This is a genomic window from Flavobacterium sp. NRK F7 (genome assembly GCF_024054195.1).
Classification (GTDB): domain Bacteria; phylum Bacteroidota; class Bacteroidia; order Flavobacteriales; family Flavobacteriaceae; genus Flavobacterium.
Window position 1 is genome coordinate 1 of the sequence record NZ_JAMXLB010000008.1, and the last position, 548, is coordinate 548.

The following is a 548-nucleotide window of genomic DNA, read 5'->3' on the forward strand; positions in this document are numbered from 1 at the left end:
TTCTTTTGAAAATCTTTTTTTATCTCACCCCAATTATCCTAGTCTTTATGCAGTAACGGATACATTAGATATGTTGCAAATAGAGAATGTTGCTGCTCAAGTACCTAAAGAGCAATTTTCTGCTTTACCCGATTCTTTTTTAGCGGTTGTTTCAAATGATATTGTGCTGGTTCGACGATTGGCTCAAGAAGTAAGTATTGAAACGGAAAAAGAAGGGAAAAAGAAAGTATCCTTCGAAGCTTTTTTAGAGCAATGGACAGGAGTGGTTGTTGCTATAGAACCGAATGAAATAACCCAAAAAGAACGCTTACCTTTAATGAATACTACCTATGTAGGCTTAGGTGTTTTACTGCTAGTTTTATTAGGATTGACCTTTCGCGAGTTTACGTTACCCTTTTTATTAACTTTTTTATGCAGTAGTATCGGATTGTTTTTAAGTGTAGTTATTATTGATGAAAAGATAAACAAATCGGAAGGTGTTATTTCCAAGATATGTTCCTTTAATGCGCATACATCCTGTGATTCGGTTATAAAATCTGAAAGCTCTC

General features: G+C 34.5%; 1 pseudogene. It reads left to right on the plus strand.

Annotated elements, in window-relative coordinates:
• Positions 1-548, plus strand: a pseudogene (locus NHF47_RS17040) (hypothetical protein); the annotation flags it as partial.